1 protein-coding gene is annotated in these 925 nt (G+C 76.9%); it reads right to left on the bottom strand.

Going from position 1 to position 925, the window contains the following annotated elements:
- On the bottom strand, positions 1 to 804 hold an 804-nt coding region (locus GTR00_RS21765), incomplete at its 3' end, for a metallophosphoesterase family protein (RefSeq protein ID WP_205706398.1).
- Between the last annotated feature and the right edge of the window lie 121 nt (positions 805 to 925).

Genomic DNA, 925 nt, shown 5'->3' with positions numbered 1-925 from the left:
GGTGAGGACGACGGGCGGCTGCTGGCCTACGACGAGGTCACCGTCGGCGGCGGTGAGCACGGTGCGCTGCAGGCTGACCTCCGCCAGCCCCAGGCCGCCGACGGTGACCTCGTCGTAGGCCAGCAGCCGCCCGTCGTCCTCACCGCCGGTGCCGAAGTGCAGCAGGGTCGCCGACAGCGGCACCGGCGCGCCGTCGGCGAGGCGGTCCAGGCCCGCGGAGGTGATGCCCGCCCCGCCGGTGCTGCCCTCCACCATGACGCGGGTGCCGGAGGAGTCCAGGATGACGCCGCGGCGGTGCAGGTGCCCGGCCAGCACCAGCGGCACCCGGCCCAGCAGGGGCTCCAGGCCGCTGGGGTCGTGCACGAGCGCGACGTCCACCGGGTCATCGGGGTGCTGCGCCTCCCAGCGGGCCACGCCCCCGGCCAGGACCTCGTTGGAGCGGCGCTGCACCTCCTCGTCGGCGCCGGAGGCGGCGGCGCCCTCGCCGTCGGGGGTGAAGACGGGGTCGCCGGTGCCGGCGAGGCGCAGGCCGGCGACCTCGGCGGTGCTCCCGCCGTCCAGGACGACGGCGCCGGGCTGGGCGGCCACCGCCGCCTGGGTGCTCGTGGAGTCGTGGTTGCCGCGCACGAAGACGTAGGGCACGCCCAGGGCGCCGATGCGGCCCAGGAAGGAGGACTCCGCCTCGGTGCCCCAGGTGGTGATGTCGCCGGTGTCCACGACCGCCTGCGCGCCGAACTGCCGCACGAGGTCCGCGGTGAGGTCCATCCCCAGGGGGTTCAGGTGCAGGTCGGAGACGTGCAGCACGGTGGTGACGTCCGGGCCGAGGCCCCCGCCGCCCCGCCCGTCGCCCTGCCCGCGGCGGTCGGCGACCTCGTGCAGGTGATCACCCGGCAGGCGGAGCTGACCAGCGAGGCGATGCCGCGGC

Source organism: Kineococcus indalonis (genome assembly GCF_009906395.1).
In the GTDB taxonomy this organism is placed as follows: Bacteria; Actinomycetota; Actinomycetes; order Actinomycetales; family Kineococcaceae; genus Kineococcus; species Kineococcus indalonis.
This window is presented reverse-complemented; position numbering and strand designations above follow the sequence as displayed.